This window comes from Microlunatus antarcticus (assembly GCF_014193425.1).
In the GTDB taxonomy this organism is placed as follows: Bacteria; Actinomycetota; Actinomycetes; order Propionibacteriales; family Propionibacteriaceae; genus Microlunatus; species Microlunatus antarcticus.
On the sequence record NZ_JACHZG010000001.1, the window covers coordinates 891,898 to 907,719 of the forward strand.

The 15,822-nt window shown below is 71.6% G+C and carries 20 protein-coding genes and 1 tRNA gene; 16 read left to right on the forward strand and 5 right to left on the reverse strand.

What is annotated here, in order from left to right:
• The first annotated feature begins 49 nt into the window (after window positions 1–49).
• Window positions 50–493, forward strand: a complete 444-nt coding sequence (locus tag FHX39_RS04105) for a hypothetical protein (protein ID WP_183336917.1) — start codon at window positions 50–52, stop codon at window positions 491–493.
• 1 nt (window position 494) lies between these two features.
• Here the strand turns inward: FHX39_RS04105 and FHX39_RS04110 are convergent, their stop codons facing one another.
• The 3 genes from FHX39_RS04110 to FHX39_RS04120 are packed head-to-tail and all read right to left on the reverse strand — an operon-like array spanning window position 495 to window position 3,296.
• Entirely contained in the window at window positions 495–1,931 is a 1,437-nt protein-coding gene (locus tag FHX39_RS04110) for a carotenoid oxygenase family protein (protein WP_183336918.1), read from the reverse strand.
• Between the two features lie 32 nt (window positions 1,932–1,963).
• Complete coding sequence (locus tag FHX39_RS04115) at window positions 1,964–2,788, reverse strand: MBL fold metallo-hydrolase (RefSeq protein WP_183336919.1); 825 nt, start codon at window positions 2,786–2,788, stop codon at window positions 1,964–1,966.
• Window positions 2,789–2,813: 25 nt separating this feature from the next.
• On the reverse strand, window positions 2,814–3,296 hold the full coding sequence (locus FHX39_RS04120) for a hypothetical protein (protein ID WP_183336920.1): 483 nt from the start codon (window positions 3,294–3,296) through the stop codon (window positions 2,814–2,816).
• Between the two features lie 61 nt (window positions 3,297–3,357).
• On the opposite strand from FHX39_RS04120, the gene FHX39_RS04125 reads away from it, so the two are divergent.
• The 11 genes from FHX39_RS04125 (at window position 3,358) to FHX39_RS04175 (ending at window position 11,131) form a co-directional block, all read left to right on the forward strand.
• Window positions 3,358–4,416: an LLM class flavin-dependent oxidoreductase gene (locus tag FHX39_RS04125; protein ID WP_183336921.1), complete on the forward strand. Its 1,059-nt coding sequence runs from the start codon at window positions 3,358–3,360 to the stop codon at window positions 4,414–4,416.
• A gap of 10 nt (window positions 4,417–4,426) precedes the next feature.
• Window positions 4,427–4,873 carry a M67 family metallopeptidase gene (locus tag FHX39_RS04130; RefSeq protein ID WP_332836658.1) on the forward strand — a complete coding sequence of 149 codons (447 nt, stop codon included), beginning with the start codon at window positions 4,427–4,429 and terminating at the stop codon, window positions 4,871–4,873.
• 71 nt (window positions 4,874–4,944) lie between these two features.
• Window positions 4,945–5,235, forward strand: a complete 291-nt coding sequence (locus tag FHX39_RS04135) for a MoaD/ThiS family protein (protein ID WP_183336922.1) — start codon at window positions 4,945–4,947, stop codon at window positions 5,233–5,235.
• Window positions 5,232–6,182: a PLP-dependent cysteine synthase family protein gene (locus tag FHX39_RS04140; protein ID WP_183340893.1), complete on the forward strand. Its 951-nt coding sequence runs from the start codon at window positions 5,232–5,234 to the stop codon at window positions 6,180–6,182. Before FHX39_RS04135 ends, FHX39_RS04140 begins: the two co-directional genes overlap by 4 nt.
• 79 nt (window positions 6,183–6,261) lie before the next feature.
• Window positions 6,262–6,705, forward strand: coding sequence for a VOC family protein (locus tag FHX39_RS04145; RefSeq protein WP_183336923.1), 444 nt, complete (start codon window positions 6,262–6,264; stop codon window positions 6,703–6,705).
• 36 nt (window positions 6,706–6,741) lie between these two features.
• On the forward strand, window positions 6,742–7,548 hold the full coding sequence (murI, locus tag FHX39_RS04150; protein ID WP_183336924.1) for a glutamate racemase: 807 nt from the start codon (window positions 6,742–6,744) through the stop codon (window positions 7,546–7,548).
• Window positions 7,548–8,357 (forward strand): MBL fold metallo-hydrolase, encoded by an 810-nt coding sequence (locus FHX39_RS04155; protein WP_183336925.1) that lies wholly within the window; start codon window positions 7,548–7,550, stop codon window positions 8,355–8,357. Before murI ends, FHX39_RS04155 begins: the two co-directional genes overlap by 1 nt.
• A gap of 57 nt (window positions 8,358–8,414) precedes the next feature.
• Window positions 8,415–9,137 (forward strand): ribonuclease PH, encoded by a 723-nt coding sequence (gene rph / locus FHX39_RS04160; protein ID WP_183336926.1) that lies wholly within the window; start codon window positions 8,415–8,417, stop codon window positions 9,135–9,137.
• Window positions 9,138–9,139: 2 nt separating this feature from the next.
• Entirely contained in the window at window positions 9,140–9,775 is a 636-nt protein-coding gene (locus FHX39_RS04165) for a non-canonical purine NTP pyrophosphatase (RefSeq protein ID WP_183336927.1), read from the forward strand.
• Entirely contained in the window at window positions 9,772–10,566 is a 795-nt protein-coding gene (locus FHX39_RS04170; protein ID WP_183336928.1) for a thymidylate synthase, read from the forward strand. Before FHX39_RS04165 ends, FHX39_RS04170 begins: the two co-directional genes overlap by 4 nt.
• A gap of 55 nt (window positions 10,567–10,621) precedes the next feature.
• On the forward strand, window positions 10,622–11,131 hold the full coding sequence (locus tag FHX39_RS04175) for a dihydrofolate reductase (RefSeq protein WP_332836931.1): 510 nt from the start codon (window positions 10,622–10,624) through the stop codon (window positions 11,129–11,131).
• Here FHX39_RS04175 and FHX39_RS04180 read toward each other — a convergent pair.
• Together FHX39_RS04180 and bcp are read right to left on the reverse strand one after the other, a co-directional pair.
• A tRNA-Leu gene (locus tag FHX39_RS04180) sits at window positions 11,082–11,163 on the reverse strand. The two genes, FHX39_RS04175 and FHX39_RS04180, sit on opposite strands and share 50 nt — an antisense overlap.
• Before the next feature lie 38 nt (window positions 11,164–11,201).
• Complete coding sequence (bcp, locus tag FHX39_RS04185; RefSeq protein WP_183336929.1) at window positions 11,202–11,678, reverse strand: thioredoxin-dependent thiol peroxidase; 477 nt, start codon at window positions 11,676–11,678, stop codon at window positions 11,202–11,204.
• Window positions 11,679–11,779: 101 nt separating this feature from the next.
• Here bcp and FHX39_RS04190 point away from each other — a divergent pair, with 101 nt between their 5' ends.
• The 4 genes from FHX39_RS04190 (at window position 11,780) to FHX39_RS04205 (ending at window position 15,817) form a co-directional block, all read left to right on the forward strand.
• Window positions 11,780–12,100 carry a DUF3618 domain-containing protein gene (locus FHX39_RS04190; RefSeq protein ID WP_183336930.1) on the forward strand — a complete coding sequence of 107 codons (321 nt, stop codon included), beginning with the start codon at window positions 11,780–11,782 and terminating at the stop codon, window positions 12,098–12,100.
• A gap of 330 nt (window positions 12,101–12,430) precedes the next feature.
• A complete protein-coding gene (locus tag FHX39_RS04195; protein ID WP_183336931.1) occupies window positions 12,431–13,720 on the forward strand; it encodes an ABC transporter substrate-binding protein in 1,290 nt (429 codons plus the stop codon).
• Window positions 13,721–13,802: 82 nt separating this feature from the next.
• Window positions 13,803–14,885: a carbohydrate ABC transporter permease gene (locus FHX39_RS04200; RefSeq protein WP_183336932.1), complete on the forward strand. Its 1,083-nt coding sequence runs from the start codon at window positions 13,803–13,805 to the stop codon at window positions 14,883–14,885.
• Window positions 14,885–15,817: a carbohydrate ABC transporter permease gene (locus FHX39_RS04205; protein WP_408631479.1), complete on the forward strand. Its 933-nt coding sequence runs from the start codon at window positions 14,885–14,887 to the stop codon at window positions 15,815–15,817. The genes FHX39_RS04200 and FHX39_RS04205 overlap by 1 nt, the downstream gene beginning before the upstream one ends.
• Window positions 15,818–15,822: the final 5 nt, after the last annotated feature.

Here is a 15,822-nt window from a genome sequence, read left to right on the forward strand (position 1 = left end):
ATCACCGCCCGGGCTGGCGCCGTCTGGACCGGAGGACGACGATCGAGACGTGACCAAACGGCGCGGGCGGGTGCTGGTGGTGGTGCTCGCGGCCGTCGTCCTGGCCGCCGCGTCCGTCGCCTTCTGGCTCACGCACCGCGAGGTCCCGGTCGTCGTCGACGCGGCCTGCCCAGCTCTGGTGAGGGGGACGACCAACGCGGCGGAGGACTTCGCCGACGTCGTGACCTGGGCGGGCCGCACGTACGTCGAGGTGGACGACGGACCCGACTGGGTCCTGGGGGACGCGACCGGAACGGTCACCTGCTCGATCGGGGAGATGGACAACCCGAACGGCTGGCGGGTCGCGCCAGGGGCGTGGCCGGACGGGACGGCGACACGGTTGCCGCGGGGGACCGTGCTGCGGACGACCGGCGACCGCGCGCTCGTGGCCGAGGAGCCGGGTGGGCCGACCCTCTACTGCCAGGCGGACGGCGTGCTCGAGCCGAGGTGCTGACTCAGCCCGCGTACCACTGCCCGTGGAACCCCAGCGGTGCCGCGTGCGGGAGCTTGGCCCGGGCGACCTCGCGGAACGTGGCCGCGTCGAGGACGAGCAGGAACGACGTACGCGTCCGGGAGTCGAGGACGAGGGAGAGCACGACGCCCGCGTCCTCCTCGTGCCCGGACGGGTCGGCGACGAGGACCGGCTCGCCCGGCCAGCAGCCCGGCTGCGCCCACGTCCGGCTGCTGCCGTCCTCGACGTCGACCTTGACCAGCCGGTCCGAGAACGAGGTCGTCAGGCTCCCCGGCGTCCCGACGCCGAAGACGTAGCGGTAGGGCCGGCCGAGCCGGGACTCGTAGGCGATCCGCGGGAACTCGAGCGGCGTCGTGCTCAGCAGCCGGTAGGTCACCGGCCCGCCGTCGAGCGGCACGCGGTAGCGGCGCAGCTCCCCGGCCGGCGTGCGCGGACCGGGACCGCGCAGGGCGTCGAGGTCGAACTGGTGCATCGCCTGCTCGCCGGGCGTCGACGGCAGGTCGACGAGCAGCGCCCCGTCGTCCTCGAACGCGTTGACCTGGTGGTAGCAGAAGAAGGCCGGGGCGACGCTGCGGCACACGACCGCGCCGCTGGCCCGCTCGACCACGGTGAAGCGCGTGCCGAGCGACGGGCGCCAGTCGAAGCTGTCGACGAGGGAGCGCCCGGCCAGGAGCGAGAGCGCGTTCGCGACGAGCGGGTACTCCACGAGCACGACGAACCTCGGCGTCAGCGCGAACGAGTGCATGTACGCCGGCCGCCCCGCCGGCACGCTCGCCACCAGCCGGCGCTCCAGGCTGTCGTCGGCGAGCTCGTACACGTGGTAGGTGCTGCGGCGCCCGTACTCGATCGTGAAGCCGGTCAGCGCTCCGCGCCCCGCCCCGCCGCGGTCCGCCTCGTGGTGCGGGTGGGCGCAGGCCCAGTCGCCCGGCAGGTCGTCGGCGTAACCGATCGGGTCGAGCGTCTCGAGCGTGAGCGGGTCGTACGGGATCGCGTCCGGCGTCTCGGTGACCGCGACGTGCCGACCACCGATCCGCAGCACGTTCACGACGGCGTTCGTCCCGGTCTCGGGCGGCCGCCCCAAGCGGCGGACCCGCTCGGCCCACGACCGGGTGGGGACCGTGCCCACCTCGGCGTACGCGTACGCCCCCGTCTCGGAGGCTGCGCGCCACGCCGGGCTCCGGACGTAGCGGTTCGCGTAGCTGACGCGACCCTCCCGGACGTGGAACCGCTGGAGCATCGCCAGGCCGTCGAACCAGTGGTGCGCCTGCTCGCCGCGTCCGCCCGGCTGGGCACTGAACCGGCCCGGGCCGTTGCGGACGAGGGTGCCCCGCAGCCAGGCCGGGAGCGTTCCGCGGACCTCCAGGTCGACGTCCGCCACCTCGGTGTCGAGCCCCGCCAGGCCGAACCGGAAGTCGTCCATCGACCGAGCCTAGTCAGGCTGCCTCGTGGGGGTCAGGGCTCCGTCAGGTGGTCGAAGTCGCCGCGGACCCAGCCGATGTAGCGCTCCGCGGAACGTTCCACCCAGGTGTGCGCGTCGGCCAGGACCCGCCCGCCGAAGTTGTCGTGGAGCCGGTCGAAGTCGAGCGCGAGGACGCGGTCGGCGACCCGGCCCACCACGGCGGCGGACAGCGGAAGCTGGTTGGGAAAGCTGCGCATGAACGAGACCCAGTGCTCGTCGGGTGTCCCGGCGACCGTGTCGCCGGTCAGGAGCACGTTGCACCCGTCCGCGCCGACGAGGTGCGCGACGGCGCTGCCCGGGAAGTGCCCGCCGATCCGGTGCAGGGTGACGCCCGGCAGCACCTCGACCGACTCGCCCCAGCCCTGGATGCACGGGTCCTCCCGCTGGACCCACGACCGGTCCGCGTCCTGCACCAGCACGGGCGCGTCGAAGCGCCGGCCCCACTCGACCTGCGCCCCGAACATGTGCGGGTGGCTCGACGCGACCGCCGCGACCCCGCCGAGCTCCCGGACGGCCGCCTCGAGGGCGTCGTCGACGTAGCCCGTCGGGTCCCACAGCAGGTTCCCGGCGGGCGTCCGGACGAGGAGCGACCGCTGCCCGATCCCGACGCCGGGGGAGACCGTGATCCCGTGCAGACCCGGCTCGACCTCGGCGACCGACCCGCGATGGCCCTCCGCCACCAGCTCGACCATCGACGTCCAGCGCTGGCCGTCCGGACGGACGTACTGCCGGTCGTCGCTGCAGACGGCGCAGGACCCGGGTGGGGCGACGGTGTCGGGCTGCTCGACGGCACAGGTCCGGCAGATCCAGACGGTCATGCTCGGGAGTCTGCCCCCGGCGCGGTCAGCCCGCCAGGGGCTGGGCGGGACGCGCTCCGGCGGGGTACGCGAGCTCCGCGTACGCGGCGTCGAGCGCCACCCCGGCGGCCCCGAGGCCCTCGATCCGGCTGACCACGTCGAGCAGCCGGGGGGAGCGCCACTCGTACGCGAGGAGGTCCATGCTCATCGCGACCACCAGCGCGTGGCTGTGGAGGGCGACGTCGAGGACGTTCCGGAGGCGTTCGTCGTCCGGGTCGACGCAGCGTTCCGGCAGCTCCTCGCGCAGCGCGAAGAACCGGCGGACGAGCGGGCCGCCCAGCGGGGCGATGGTGCCGAGATGGCCGTGCGTGCGCACGGCGACCAGCACCGCCTCGGCCCGGTCCTGCAGGATCACCGCCTCGGCGGCCACCCGGCGCAGCCGGGCCCGCTCGTCGACCGACGGCGCGGAGGGCGGCAGGTCCACGAGGACCGCCGGCCGGGCGCGCAGCCACCGGGGTGCCCAGGCCACGACCTCAGCCTAGGTCTGGCGACCACCCCGGCGGAGGGAGCCGCGAGATAGCGTTCAGGGCATGCCTGCCGAGCCTGTCGAGCCGACCCGGGACCGACCGCTGCGGCGGCTCGGCTTCCTCACCATCGGGCTCTTCGACGCCGCCGACCCCGGCCCCGGCCACACGGTGACGCTGGAGATGATCGAGCTCGGCGAGCGGCTCGGGTTCGACAGCGCGTGGCTGCGCGACCGGCACCTGCAGCACGGGATCTCCTCGCCCGTCGCCGTGCTCGCCGCCGCTTCCCAGCGCACCTCCCGGATCGACCTGGGCACAGCCGTCATCCCGTTGGCCTGGGAGAACCCGCTCCGCCTCGCCGAGGACCTCGCGACCGTCGACGTGCTGTCCGGCGGGCGGCTCAACCCGGGCGTCAGCGTCGGCCCGCCGATGGCGTGGGACGACGTCCGCGACTCCCTCTACCCGGACACGGCCGACGTCGAGGACTTCGGCTACGGCCGCGTCGAGCGGCTGCTGGCCTTCGTGTCGGGGGCGCAGGCGAGCACGTTCTCGGGGACGCGGGGCATCGAGGTGTTCTCCGACCGGGTGCAGCCGCAGTTGGCCGGGCTGCGCGAGCGCCTCTGGTACGGCGGCGCCAGCCTGCGCTCGGCCACCTGGGCGGGCGAGCACGCGATGAACCTGCTGACCAGCAGCGTGCTCAAGTGGGAGGGCGGGGAGGACGAGCCGGAGGGCGGCTACGACTTCGCCGCGCTCCAGCTCGCGCAGATCCGGGCCTTCCGCGCGGCCCACCCCGCGGGGGACGACGCCCGGGTCTCCCAGGGCCTCGTGGTCCTGCCCACGGACTCGGCGACCCCCGCGCAGCGCGAGAAGTACGAGGCGTACGCGGCCTCGCGGCTCGAGCGGACCCGGACGCCGCAGGGCCCGGCGAAGATGCTCTTCGCCCCCGACCTGGTGGGGACGTCGGAGGAGCTCGCGACCCAGCTCCGGGCCGACGTCGCGTTCCGCGAGGTGGACGAGGTCGCGTTCGCGCTGCCGTTCACCTTCGAGCCCGAGGACTACGTCCAGATCCTCACCGACATGGCCACGCATCTGGGACCGCTGCTCGGCTGGCGCCCCGCCGCCTAGATTTGGTCCCGTGCTGCGCATCGGTCAGGCCCTCGTGGACGGGATGGTCGCCCACGCCCGTGCCGACCACCCCGACGAGGCGTGCGGGGTGATCGGGGGACCCGAGGGCTCCGACACCCCGGTCCGGCTGATCCCGATGATCAACGCGGACCGCTCGCCGACCTTCTTCCGCTTCGACCCGAGCGAGCAGCTCGCGGTGGCGAAGCAGATGTGGGACGACGACGAGGAGATCGTCGTCGTCTACCACTCGCACACCGCGACCGAGGCCTACCCGTCGCGGACCGACGTCGCGTACGCGGCCGAGCCGCAGGCGCACTACGTCCTGGTCTCGACCGCCGAGTCGGGGAGGGAGCCCGGGCCCGTGTCGGTCCGGTCGTTCCGGATCCTCGACGGCGTGGTCACCGAGGAGGAGATCGAGCTCGTCGCCGACGTCGCGGACGTGCTCGACCCGGAATAGCCCCCCGGGGCGGGGCGTTCGACTCGGGGATCTGATCGGCAAGCAGAAGCAAGTAGAAAAGGGTGCGTGCGATGGCGGTAGAGGTGCGGATCCCGACGATCCTGCGGAACTACACGGGCGGCGAGAAGGCCGTCTCCGGGCAGGGGACCACCCTCGCGGAGGTCATCGACGACGTCGAGGGCCGCCACCCCGGGCTCAAGAGCCGCATCGTGGACGCGGGTGACACCTCGACCAGCCTGCGTCGCTTCGTGAACGTCTACGTCAACGACGAGGACGTCCGCTTCAGCGGCGGGCTCAGCTCGCCGGTCGCCGACGGCGACGTCGTCGTCGTCCTCCCCGCCGTCGCCGGGGGCTCGCGCTGACGCGCTACGCCTCCCTCGAGGACTCCGTCGGGAACACCCCGCTCGTCGGGCTGCCCTCGCTCTCGCCGAGCGAGGACGTCCGGCTCTGGGCCAAGCTCGAGGACCGCAACCCCACCGGGTCGATCAAGGACCGTGCGGCGCTGGCGATGATCCGCGCGGCCGAGGCCGACGGCCGCCTGCGTCCCGGGGCGACGATCCTCGAGCCGACCAGCGGGAACACCGGGATCTCGCTGGCCATGGCGGCCAAGGTCCGCGGCTACCGGATGGTCTGCGTGATGCCGGAGAACACGTCCGTCGAGCGCAAGCAGATCCTGGCGATGTGGGGCGCGGAGATCGTGTCCTCCCCGGCCGCCGGCGGCTCGAACGAGGCGGTCCGCGTGGCCAAGGAGGTCGCCGCGGACCACTCGGACTGGGTGATGCTCTACCAGTACGGCAACCCCGCGAACGCCGAGGCGCACTACCGCACCACCGGCCCCGAGATCCTCGCCGACCTGCCGACCGTGACGCACGTCGTCGCCGGTCTCGGCACGACCGGCACGCTGATGGGTATCGGCCGGTTCTTCCGCGAGCAGAAGCCGGGCGTGCAGATCATCGCCGCCGAGCCCCGCTACGGCGAGCTCGTCTACGGCCTGCGCAACCTCGACGAGGGCTTCGTGCCCGAGCTGTACGACGCGACGATGATCGACCGCCGCTTCTCTGTGGGCGCCCGCGACTCCGTACGCCGCGTCCGCGAGCTGCTGGAGCGCGAGGGCATCTTCGCCGGCCTCTCCACCGGGGCGATCGTGCACGCTGCACTCGCTCAGGCCGCCGCGGCGGTCAAGGCGGGGCAGAGCGCGGACATCGCGCTGATCATCTGCGACGCGGGCTGGAAGTACCTCTCGACCGGCGCGTACAACACCGACCTCGACTCGACCGAGGACTACCTGGACACCCAGGTCTGGGCCTAGGCCCAGGTTCAGCCCAAGAAAGGTCGCGCGCGACTGGACTCCGCCGGTGGACGACGTCGGGAGGACGCAGACTGGGTTCATGAGCCAGTCATCCGTCGAACCCGTCGTCCCCAGCGGCATCCACCACCTGCGCCTGACCGTCACCGACATCGCCCGGTCGAAGGCGTTCTACACCACCCTCCTCGGGCGCGAGCCGGTGATCGACTTCTCCGACGAGTTCGGTCAGCCGGGCGTGAGCGAGGACCGCACGAAGTTCTACGGCGGCGTCGTCTTCTCCTTCGGCGACCAGGTGCTGGGGCTGCGCCCGGTGGCCGAGCCCGGCGACCGCTTCGCCTCGACCCGCGTCGGTCTGGACCACCTCGGCCTGCTCGTGGACACCCGCGCCGAGCTCGACCAGGCCGCCGAGCGGCTGAAGGAAGACGGGGTCACGCACGGCGAGATCCAGGACATCGGGTCGATGGTCATCCTGTCGCTCCAGGACCCCGACGACATCAACCTCGAGCTCTGCTGCCCCCAGGGCTGACCTGCGCGGGGCACCGCGCCACTAGGATCACCCACCGTGACGCCACCCGGGACCGAGGCTCCGATCGGCATCTTCGACTCGGGCTTCGGGGGGCTCACGGTGGCCCGGGCCGTCATCGACCTGCTGCCGTACGAGGACATCGTCTACCTCGGTGACACGGCCCGGTGCCCCTACGGGGACAAGCCGATCGCGGAGGTCCGCGAGTACGCGCTCGAGTGCCTCGACCACCTCGTCGAGCAGGGCGTCAAGGCGCTCGTGATCGCCTGCAACGCGGCCAGCGCCGCCGTGCTCCGGGACGCCCGCGAGCGCTACTCCGTGCCCGTCGTCGAGGTCATCTCGCCCGCGGCTCGGCGCGCCGCCGCCGCCACCCGGAACGGTCGCGTCGGGGTCATCTGCACCGAGGCCACGGCCACGTCGCAGGCCTACGACGACGCCTTCGCGGCGGCCCCGACGATCGACGTCACCACGGTCGCCTGCCCCCGCTTCGTGCCCTTCGTCGAGGCCGGCATCACCGGTGGTCCCGAGCTGCTCGCGGCGGCCGAGGAGTACCTGGCCCTGCTCGGCGGAGCGGCCGGCGTCGACACGCTCGTGCTCGGCTGCACGCACTACCCGCTGCTGACCGGGGTGATCTCCCTCGTCCTCGGCGACCAGGTCACGCTCGTCTCGAGCGCGGACGAGGGCGCCAAGGCCGTCTACGCCGAGCTGACGCGCCGCGGCCTGACGCACGGCGAGCCGCGGGCGAGCACCCACCGCTTCCTGACCACCGGCAACCCGGAGGCCTTCGAGCGCCTCGGGGCCCGGCTCATGAACGGCCTGGTCAGCGACGTCGAGCAGCTCTTCTGATGCGCCTCACGGTCGTCGGCTGCAGCGGGTCCACCTCGGGCCCCGCCTCGCCCGCCTCCTGCTACCTCGTCCAGGCCCCGTACGAGGGCCGCACCTTCAGCCTCGTGCTCGACCTCGGGCCCGGGTCGTTCGGCGCGCTCCAGCGCTACGTCGACCCGCGCACGATCGACGCCTACACGCTCAGCCACCTGCACCCCGACCACTGCCTCGACCTGTGCGGCGCGTACGTCGCCGGCCGGTACTCCGCCACCGCGCCCTGGCCGCGCCCGCCCGTCTACGCGCCCGCCGGGGCGGGGGAGCGGCTGGCCCGCGCGTACGAGGTCGCCCCGCGCGAGGACCGTCCGGCCGAGCCCGGGACGTCGATCGCGGAGTGGTTCGACTACCGCACCTGGGCCCCGGAGCAGACCGTCGGTCCCTTCCGCGTGGCCACCGCCCGGGTCGACCACCCCGTCGACGCGTACGCGGTCCGCCTCACCGAGACGATCAGCGGCGGGGGGTCGCTGGTCTTCTCCGGCGACACGGGCCCGTGCGACGCCCTCGTCGACCTCGCCCGCGGCGAGGACGGGGACGGGGTCGACCTGCTCCTCGTCGAGGCGGCGTTCCTGACCGGCCCCGACCTGCAGTCCGGGGTCCACCTGACCGGCGCGCAGGCGGCCGACGCCGGGCGACGGGCCGGCGTCGGGGAGGTGCTCCTGACGCACGTCCCGCCGTGGCACGAGCCCCGTCAGGTGCTGACGGAGGCGCGGCCCCACTTCCCGGGCCCGGTCTCGCTCGCCGTCACCGGCGGGGTCTGGGACGTCGGTCCCTGACCCCGGGCCCTCGTCTGGCTGGGTTTCTGTCGGAGGCGCCGCCTACGCTCAGGCCCCATGACCACCCGCGCTGACGGCCGCCGACCCGACGAGCTCCGGGAGGTCAAGATCACCCGGGGCTGGCTCGGCCAGGCCGAGGGCTCGGTGCTGGTGGAGTTCGGCCAGACGCGCGTGCTCGTCGCGGCCAGCGTCACCCAGGGCGTGCCCCGCTGGCGCAAGGGCTCGGGGCTCGGCTGGGTCACCAGCGAGTACGCGATGCTGCCGCGGGCCACGAACACCCGCAACGACCGCGAGTCGGTCAAGGGCAAGATCGGCGGGCGCACGCACGAGATCAGCCGCCTCATCGGCCGCAGCCTGCGCGCGGTGATCGACTACCGCGCACTCGGCGAGAACACGATCGTCCTCGACTGCGACGTCCTGCAGGCCGACGGCGGCACGCGCACGGCCTCGATCACCGGTGCGTACGTCGCCCTGGCCGACGCGGTCAGCTGGCTGCGGGACCGCAACGCCCTGAACGGCGAGCCGCTCACCGGCTCCGTCGCCGCCGTCTCGGTCGGTGTGGTGGGGGAGACCCCGATGCTCGACCTCGCCTACTCCGAGGACTCGGTGGCCGAGATCGACCTCAACGTCGTCACCGACGGCACAGGCCGCTTCATCGAGGTCCAGGGCACCGCCGAGGGGCAGCCGTTCGACCGTCAGGTGCTCGACACCCTGCTCGACCTCGGCGTCGCGGGCACCGCGCGCCTCACCGAGCTGCAGCGCGCGGCGCTCGCCGGCTGAGCGTGGCCCCGAACGTCGCCGGACGCACCGTCGTCCTGGCCACCAACAACGCGAAGAAGCTGGTCGAGCTGCGGCGACTGGTCGCCTCGGCGGGCGCCGACGTCACGGTGCTCGGGCTGGGCGACCTGCCGCCCTACCCCGAGCCGGCGGAGACCGAGCGCTCGTTCGTGGGCAACGCGCTGCTCAAGGCGCGCGCGTGCGTCGCGGCGACCGGCCTCCCGGCCCTGGCCGACGACTCCGGGCTGGCGGTCGACGTCCTCAACGGCATGCCCGGGGTCCGGTCGGCCCGCTGGTCCGGCCCGGACGCGACCGACGCCAGCAACAACGCTCTGCTGCTCGCCCAGCTCGACGACGTCGACGACCCCGACCGGACGGGACACTTCGAGGCGGCCGTCGCTCTCGTCCTGCCCGACGGCCGCGAGCGCACGACGACGGGCCGGATGGACGGCCGGCTGCTCCGGGCCCCGGTCGGTGAGAATGGGTTCGGCTACGACCCGCTCTTCGTGGCCACCGGGTACGCGGTCACCACGGCCGAGATGCCGCCGGCCGACAAGGACCGGATCAGCCACCGCGGGCAGGCGGTCCGGGCGATGGTGCCGGTGCTGCTCGACGAGCTCGCGAAGGAGGTGCAGGGATGAAGACCTACCTCGACCTCGTCCGCCACGTGCTCGACCACGGCGTGGCCAAGGGCGACCGGACCGGCACCGGGACGCTGAGCACCTTCGGCTACCAGATGCGCTTCGACCTGAGCGCGGGCTTCCCGCTGCTCACGACCAAGAAGGTGCACACGCGGTCGGTCGTCGCGGAGCTGCTGTGGTTCCTGCGCGGCGAGACCAACGTCGCGTGGCTGCGCGACAACCGGGTGACGATCTGGGACGAGTGGGCCGACGCCGACGGTGAGCTCGGGCCCGTCTACGGCTCCCAGTGGCGGTCCTGGCCCACGCCGGACGGGCGCCACGTCGACCAGATCGCCGAGGTGATCCGCGGGATCAAGGCCAACCCCGACTCGCGCCGCCACCTCGTCAGCGCCTGGAACGTCGGCCAGCTCGACGAGATGGCGCTGCCGCCCTGCCACACGATGTTCCAGTTCTACGTCGCCGACGGCGCACTGTCCTGCCAGCTCTACCAGCGCTCGGCCGACGTGTTCCTGGGCGTGCCCTTCAACATCGCGTCGTACGCCCTGCTGACCCACCTTGTGGCGCAGGTGTGCGGGCTCGAGGTCGGCGACTTCGTGCACACGCTCGGCGACGCCCACCTCTACGTCAACCACCTCGACCAGGCCCGGCTCCAGCTGACCCGCGAGCCCCGCCCGCTGCCGCGGCTGGTGCTCAATCCCGACGTCCACGACATCGACGGCTTCACCCTCGACGACGTCAGCATCGAGGGCTACGACCCGCACCCGGGGATCAAGGCGCCGATCGCCGTATGAGGCGTTCGTGAGCACTCCCGCGCTGGTCGGGATCGCGGCGGTCGCCCGGAACGGCGTGATCGGCTCCGACGGCGACATCCCCTGGCGCATCCCGGCCGACTGGCGCCGCTTCAAGCAGCTGACGCTGGGCCACACGCTGGTCATGGGCCGCAAGACGTACGACTCCATCGGGCGGCCGCTCCCGGGCCGCACGACGATCGTCGTGACCCGAGACCGGATGTGGCGCGGCGAGGGCGTGCTGACCGCGCCGACGATCGCCTGGGCGCTGGACGAGGCCGTCGGTCGAGAGGCCGAGACCGTCTGGGTCGCGGGCGGCGGCGAGGTCTACGCCGCCACCTGGGACCGGCTCGACCGGCTCGAGCTCACCGAGGTCGCGCTCGACCCGGAGGGCTCGGTGCTGCTGCCGGCCGTCGACCCGGCGGTCTGGCGGGAGGCGGCCCGCGAGGAGCACGGGGAGGCCGACGGCACCCCGGCGTACGCCTTCGTGTCGTACGTGCGTCCCGAGGGCTGGTGGGTGCCGGAGAAGGGACTCGAACCCTCACGCCCTGCGGGCACAGGAACCTAAATCCTGCGTGTCTACCGTTCCACCACTCCGGCTCGGACGACGAGCCTAGTGGCGCGCCGCCCGCGGGCGGTCAGACGCCGAGCTCGCGCTTGAGCTTGTCGACGTGGCCGGCGGCGCGCACGTTGTACTGCGCGACGGCGACGGTCCCGGCGCCCTTGGCGTCCACGTCGACCACGAAGGTCGAGCGGATGACGCCCTCGACGAGCTTGCCGTAGAGGAGCTTCTCCCCGAAGGCGCCGTACGCGCCCAGGACGGTCCGGTCCGGGTCGGACAGGAGCGGGAAGGCGACGGCCTGGCGCTCGCGGAACTGCGTGAGCTTGGCCTGCTCGTCGGGCGAGACGCCGAGCACGTGCAGGCCCGCGTTCCCGAGGTCGTTGATCGCGGCGGTGAAGTCGACGGCCTGCGTCGTGCAGCCCGGGGTGAGCGCCGCGGGGTAGAAGTAGACGATCACGCGCTTGCCGGCGTAGTCGGCGAGCGACACCTCGCGGCCGTCGGCGTCGGGGAGGGTGAAGGCGGGGGCGGGGTCGCCGGCGTCCAGTCGCGTCATGACCCGAACCTTAGTGACCCGGCCGCACCGACAACCACTAGGCTGCGACGCACCACCGCGGTGACGCGGTCGGTCCCACGCGCGAGCAGTCAGGAGGACAGGTGGCGACCCAGCCCAGCGGCCCCAGCCTCACCAGTCGGTCGAAGTCGGAGATCGAGGCCGATCTCGGCGCCAACCGGGACCGCCTCGCCGCGTCCATCTCGGAGCTGATCGACGAGGTGCACCCGAAGCGCATCAAGGAGCGCACGGTCGGGCGGATCCAGGCGGCCGTGCAGGCCCGCAAGGAGGACGCGCGCGCCTACCTGTTCAACTCCCGCGGCGACGTCCGCACCGACCACGTGGTCAAGCTCGCCTCGGTCGTCGCCGGCACCATCACCGTGGTGCTGACGCTGCGCGCGCTCCTCGCCCGTCGCCGGCGCTGACGTCTGGGCTGTTCGCCGGCGCTGACGTCCGGCCCGTCGTCCGGGCTCTTCTGCGCGATTCGTCGCTAAAAGGATTAAGTAGTGCGGCGACGTCGGCGGACCGCAGATAGTTTCTGATCCGGCCTGGTTCCGGGTCTTCCTTCGGGCCCGTTCGCCGTGTTACGGGTTCCATAACGATCTTGACGAAATCGTTGTACGGCTTGTGCTGGTGTGATGCAGAGCCCCTAGTGTGGCTCGACAGCACACCACCCGATACGGGTGCGTTCTCAACAATGAAGTGAGGCCTGTATGCGTTTCGTACGTTCTGGGCGCCGAGCTGCCGTCGCAGCCGTGTCCCTCAGCGCGCTGCTCGTGGCCGCCGCCTGCGGCAGCAGCAGCACCGGCACCGGCTCCGGCACCGGTTCCTCCGCCCCGGCGGTCGACTTCTCCAAGCAGGGCAACATCGAGTACTGGCAGGGCAAGGACAGCTCCGGCAACCTGCCCAAGCTGATCGCCCAGTTCAACGCGCAGCACCCCAACGGGCAGGTCACGTTCCACGAGCTCCCGGACTCCGCCGACCAGCAGCGTCAGCAGATGATCCAGAACACCCAGATCAAGAACCCGGCCATGAGCGTCATCAGCGTCGACGTCGTGTGGACCTCGGAGTTCGCGGCCAAGGGCTACGTCGTGCCGCTGCCGGCCGACCAGTTCCCGACGACCGGCTTCCTGCAGTCCGCCGTCACCGGCGCCACGTACTTCAACAAGCTCTACGCCTACCCGTCGACCTCGGACGGTGGGCTCCTGTACTACCGCAAGGACCTGCTCGACAAGTACGGCATCACCGCGCCGCCGACCACCTTCGACGAGATGAAGGCCGACTGCGACAAGATCAAGGCGGGCGAGAACAACAGCAAGCTCGACTGCTTCGCCGGCCAGTACGACAAGTACGAGGGCCTCACGGTGAACTTCGACGAGGCCGTGCACAGCGCCGGCGGCGTCATCGTGGGCGACGACGGCAAGCCGAATGTGGCGACGCCCGAGGCGGCCAAGGGCCTGCAGACGCTGGCCGACTGGTTCAAGAACGGCGACATCCCCAAGGCGGCCGTCACCTGGCGCGAGGAGAACGGTCGTACCGCGTTCGAGGCCGGGCAGCTGATCTTCCACCGCAACTGGGGCTACGTGTACAACCTGGCCCAGAGCGACAAGGACAGCGTCGTCAAGGGCAAGTTCGACGTCGCCCCGCTGCCGGGCATCACCGGCCCGGGCGTCTCGAGCCTCGGCGGGCACAACCTGGCGATCACGACCAACGGCGACAACAAGGGCACGGCCGTCGACTTCGTGAAGTTCATGGCCTCGGAGGAGATCCAGAAGTCGAACACGCTCGCGACCTCGCAGTCGCCGACGCTGGAGAAGCTCTACACCGACTCCGACCTGGTCAAGAAGTTCCCCTTCATGCCGACCCAGCTCAAGTCGATCCAGGGTGCGATCCCGCGCCCGAAGGCCGTTGAGTACGGTGACGTCACCCTGGCCATCCAGGACGCGGCGTACGGCGCCATCCAGACCGGCGCGGGCGGCGGCACGGCCGACGCCACCGCTGCGCTCCAGGGCCTGCAGACCAAGCTGCAGACGCTGATCAAGTAACAACCGGTTTCGTCCTTCGTGTCCCCGGTCCGGCTCAGCCGGGCCGGGGACCGCGGGTCTTCTCACCAAGGGAGGTGACCGCATGGCGACTGCCACGGCGGAGCCACGCGTCACGACCGTCAAGGAAGACGGTCACAAGCACAAGAAGAACGCCCTGAGCGACGGCCAGGGCCGGCTCGCGTACATCCTCCTGGCTCCGACCCTGCTCGTCATCCTCGTGGTGGCGGGCATCCCGGTGGTCATGTCGATCCGGGAGTCGTTCTTCCAGACCAACAACGGCGTCGACCCGACCACCGGCATGGTCGCTGGCGGCGAGCGCTTCGTCGGGCTCGGCAACTTCACGTCGATCTTCGCCGGGACGAACCCGGTCCAGGGCTCCTTCGGCACCCACGACCGCTTCGTCAACGCGTTCCTCAACACCACGGCCATCACGATCGTCTGCGTCATCCTCGAGACGATCCTGGGCGTCGCGATGGCGCTGATCATGTCCAAGGCGTTCCGGGGCCGTGGGCTCGTCCGGGCCGGCATCCTCGTGCCGTGGGCCATCCCGACGATCGTGTCGGCCCTCATGTGGAAGCTGATCTTCGACGCCGACGGCGTCATGAACCGGATCATCGGCAGCCAGATCCTCTGGACCGCCGACACCGGGGCCTCGTTCTGGGCCGTCGTCATCGCCGACACCTGGAAGACCGCGCCCTTCATCGGCCTGCTGACCCTCGCGGGCCTGCAGACGATCCCGGCCGAGGTCTACGAGGCGGCCAAGGTGGACGGGGCCACCGTGTGGCAGCAGTTCACGCGCATCACGCTGCCGCTGGTCAAGCCCACGCTGGTCGTCGCGGTGCTCTTCCGCACCCTCGACACCCTGCGCATGTTCGACCTGCCCGCCGGCATGATCGGCTTCGGCAAGTACCGCACCGAGACGGTCTCCGTGTTCTCCTACCTGGAGGCGACGCAGACCCGGTACGGCCCCGCCGCGGCCTACGCGATCGTGCTGTTCGTCTACGTCCTGCTGATCGCCTTCCTCTTCGTCAAGGTCCTCGGCGCCGACGTGATCGGTGACACCGGCATGCCGAAGAAGAAGAAGGGCAAGAAGGGTTCCGGCAACGACGGCAAGGCCCCCGACGCGGCTGCGCCCGGTCTCGAGATGATGGGAGGGGCGCACTGATGGCTACCACCACCACGCCTCCGCAGACGCAGAGCACGCTCTCGGCCGACGAGGTCGCGGCGCTGGCCCGGGAGAAGCAGAGCCCGAAGGCCCGGGTGGGGATGGTCGCCTCCTACGTCGGGATGGCGGTCATCGTCCTCTACTGCATCCTGCCGTTCTACTGGATGATCGTGTCCGCGCTGCGCGACCCGAGCCAGGGCCGGAGCACGGAGTTCATCCCGAACCCGATCTCGGTCCAGAACTTCACGGGTGTCTTCGCCGGTCAGAACAACTTCGGCCGGTCGCTGATCAACTCGTTGATCGTCTCGGGCACGACGACGATCCTCACCCTGCTGTTCGGCATCGTGGCGGCGTACGCGCTGGCACGGCTGACCTTCAAGGGCAAGGGCGCGGTCCTCTGGCTGATCATGGCCTGCTCGATGTTCCCGATCGTCGTCCTGATCCCGCCGCTGCTGAAGATGTTCTCCAGCACGGAGCCGTTCCAGTGGTTCCCGCGGTGGATCGACACCTACCAGGCCGTCATCATCCCGGGGCTCAGCTTCGGGCTGCCGCTGGCGGTCTGGAACCTGACGGCCTTCTTCAAGCAGCTCCCCGTGGAGCTGGAGCAGGCCGCCATGGTCGACGGCTGCACCCCGGGGGTCGCCTTCCGCAAGGTGATCCTGCCGCTCGCGGCGCCCGGCGTGTTCACGACGGCGATCATCGTGTTCATCGGGTCCTGGAACGAGTACCTGCTGGCGCTCACCTTCCTGCAGGCCCAGGACCGGCAGACCGCCACCGTGGCGATCAGCAAGTTCACCGGCACGACCGGCTTCGACACCCCGTACGGCACGATCATGGCCGCCGGTGTGATCGTGACCGTGCCGCTCCTGGTCGCGGTGCTGCTCTTCCAGCGCCGCATCGTCGCCGGCCTCACCGCGGGCGGCGTCAAGTAGCACCC

Excerpts from the sequence above, each read along its gene's own strand:
- FHX39_RS04110 (WP_183336918.1), bottom strand. The coding sequence starts at position 1,931 with ATGGACGACTTCCGGTTCGGCCTGGCGGGGCTCGACACCGAGGTGGCG.
- FHX39_RS04115 (WP_183336919.1), bottom strand. The coding sequence starts at position 2,788 with ATGACCGTCTGGATCTGCCGGACCTGTGCCGTCGAGCAGCCCGACACC.
- FHX39_RS04125 (WP_183336921.1), top strand. The coding sequence starts at position 3,358 with ATGCCTGCCGAGCCTGTCGAGCCGACCCGGGACCGACCGCTGCGGCGG.
- FHX39_RS04135 (WP_183336922.1), top strand. The coding sequence starts at position 4,945 with ATGGCGGTAGAGGTGCGGATCCCGACGATCCTGCGGAACTACACGGGC.
- FHX39_RS04145 (WP_183336923.1), top strand. The coding sequence starts at position 6,262 with ATGAGCCAGTCATCCGTCGAACCCGTCGTCCCCAGCGGCATCCACCAC.
- FHX39_RS04155 (WP_183336925.1), top strand. The coding sequence starts at position 7,548 with ATGCGCCTCACGGTCGTCGGCTGCAGCGGGTCCACCTCGGGCCCCGCC.
- rph (WP_183336926.1), top strand. The coding sequence starts at position 8,415 with ATGACCACCCGCGCTGACGGCCGCCGACCCGACGAGCTCCGGGAGGTC.
- FHX39_RS04170 (WP_183336928.1), top strand. The coding sequence starts at position 9,772 with ATGAAGACCTACCTCGACCTCGTCCGCCACGTGCTCGACCACGGCGTG.
- bcp (WP_183336929.1), bottom strand. The coding sequence starts at position 11,678 with ATGACGCGACTGGACGCCGGCGACCCCGCCCCCGCCTTCACCCTCCCC.
- FHX39_RS04200 (WP_183336932.1), top strand. The coding sequence starts at position 13,803 with ATGGCGACTGCCACGGCGGAGCCACGCGTCACGACCGTCAAGGAAGAC.
- FHX39_RS04205 (WP_408631479.1), top strand. The coding sequence starts at position 14,885 with ATGGCTACCACCACCACGCCTCCGCAGACGCAGAGCACGCTCTCGGCC.